Source organism: Phormidium sp. CCY1219 (assembly GCF_055795085.1).
This window is the reverse complement of the sequence record NZ_JAYFEQ010000792.1, coordinates 1-2,544: the sequence shown is the minus strand read 5'-3', so window position 1 is coordinate 2,544 and position 2,544 is coordinate 1. Positions and strand designations below refer to the sequence as shown.

Genomic DNA, 2,544 nt, shown 5'->3' with positions numbered 1-2,544 from the left:
CGACACTGGCGGGTTATTTGTGACTGGGGTTTCGGAAACTGGTGCAGTGGGTTGTTCGGGAGTTTCCGACACTGGCGCGGTGGGTTCTTCCGGGGTTTCCGACACCGGCGGGTTATTTGTGACGGGGGTTTCCGAAACCGGCGCGGTGGGTGACGCTGGGGGTTGCGAGACGGGTGGGTTAACCGCTGAGGGTGGAGTAAAGTTCACTGGCGCAGGGGTGGTATCTGCGCTGGGGTTGGGAGTGGGTTCGCTGGGTTGCGCTTCGGTTTCGGGGGGGAGTTCGGCAATGGTGAGTTCGGGAATCACCGAAACTTCTGGCGCAGTGGGTTCGCCGCCGATGCGGATGCCTTTGAGGACGCCGAGGAGTTCGTTGTTGCCGGTGAAATGGATCAGGGTATCGTTGATAAATTCGTTAGTACCGGCGGTGAAGGAGATTAGGTTTTCGGTGAGGTCGCCGATAAACCCAAATTTGTCTTTGGCGAAGTCGAAGTTATAGATAAATTCCACCCCAAACCCGACGCCAAGCATGAAGGTATCTTGACCCGCGCCACTATATAAATGGTCGTTGTCGAGTCCGCCGAAGAGGACGTTATTTTCTTTTTCGGCATAGAGGGTATCTTCGCCTTTGCCGCCATGCAGCAGGTCGTTGCCGGTATGTGCGAACAGCAGATCGTTGCCTTCTCCGCCGAAAATGCTGTCATCGCCAGAGTGTCCGTTGAGGGTGTCGTTGTCTGCGCCACCGTCGATATAGTCGTTGTGGGAACCGGCATCGATCAGGTCGTTGCCGCTGTCGCCAATTAAGATATCGTTGTGGGAACCGCCGGAAATTTCGTCATCGTCTGCGCCACCGTGAATGGAGTCGTCGCCGGAACTGCCATCGAGGATATCTGTACCTGCGCCACCGGCGATCGTGTCATCCCCGGAACGTCCGAGAATGCTGTCGTTGCCTAATCCGCCGTCGAGGAGGTCGCTGTCTTGGCGTCCGTCGATATAGTCGTTGCCGCTGCCGCCGATCAGGGTGTCGGAACCGACTTTGCCATCGAGGATGTCGTCGCCGCCTAATCCGCTGAGGACGTTGGCACCGTTATCGCCGATCAGGGTATCGTTATATTCGGAACCTTCGACGTTTTCGACGTTGCGAATTTTGTCGCCTTCGGCATCGCCACCGACGCCGCGTCCCGGTTGCAGGTGGACGTAAATGGGTGCGGGGGAGTTGAAGTAAGATACCGTATCGTCACCTGCGCCGCCATCTTGGAAATCGGCACCTGCGCCACCGACGAGGAAATCGTCGCCGTCGCCGCCGTAGAGTTCGTCGTCATCTTCGCCACCGAATAAACTATCGTCTCCCGCATCCCCGGCGAGGATATCTTCTCCGGTTTCGCCGTAGAGGAGGTCGATGTCGTTGCCGCCACTCATTTCGTCGTTGCCTGCGCCGCCGTAGAGGGTGTCGTCGCCGTTGTCTCCGGCCATGATGTCGTTGTCGCCATCGCCATAGAGGAGGTCTTCGCCGTCGTTGCCACTCATTTGGTCATCCCCTGCGCCACCGTAGAGGAGGTCTTCGCCGCCGTCTCCGGCCATTTGGTCGTTGCCGTCTTCGCCGTAGAGGAGGTCGTTTTCGCTACCGCCACTCATTCGATCGTCGCCGGTTCCGCCATAGAGGAGGTCTTCTCCGGCGTCTCCTGTCATGGTGTCGTTGTCGCTATCGCCGTAGAGGAGGTCTTGACCGTCGTTGCCACTGATATGGTCATCTCCTGCGCCACCGTGAAGGGTGTCTTCTCCTCCATCTCCGGTCATTTGGTCGTTGCCGTCTTCGCCGAAGAGGAGGTCTTGGTCAGCGTTGCCACTCATTTGGTCGTTGCCGGTTCCGCCGTGAAGGGTGTCATCGCCGTTGTCTCCGGCCATGATGTCGTTGTCGCCATCGCCGAAAAGGAGGTCTTGACCGTCGTTGCCGTTCATTTGGTCATCCCCTGCGCCACCGGAGAGGAAGTCTTCGCCATCATCTCCGGTCATCGTGTCGCTGCCGTCATCGCCGTAGAGGATGTCGTTGTCGGCGTTGCCACTCATTAAGTCGTTGCCGGTTCCGCCATGTAGGGTGTCTTCGCCGTTGTCTCCGGCGATCGCATCATCCCCACTGTCGCCAAATATCAAGTCGCGATCGTCGTTGCCACTCATTTGGTCGTTGCCATCGCCACCATGTAGAGTGTCGTTTCCGGCGTCTCCCGTCATGATGTCGTTGTCGCCGTCGCCATACAGCAAGTCTTGGCCGTCGTTGCCTTGGAGGATGTCGTCTCCGGCGTCACCGTGAATGATGTCTTCGCCGTCGTTGCCGGTGATGTTATCGTTGCCGTCGTTGCCGTTGATGATATCGTTGCCGAGGTCGCCGGTGATGTTGTCGTTGCCTGCATCTCCGAATATGCGATCGTTGCCGTCATCCCCGGAAATGCGATCGTTGTCGGTTCCGCCGTTGATGATGTCGTCGCCGTCGTTGCCTGAGATGTTGTCGTCTCCGGCATCTCCTTGGATGCTGTCGTTGCCGAGGTTGCC

1 protein-coding gene is annotated in these 2,544 nt (G+C 58.2%); it reads right to left on the bottom strand.

Going from position 1 to position 2,544, the window contains the following annotated elements; genetic code table 11:
• The coding region (locus tag AC0QH1_RS24445; protein WP_473154737.1) for a calcium-binding protein at window positions 1-2,544 on the bottom strand (2,544 nt) is incomplete at both ends.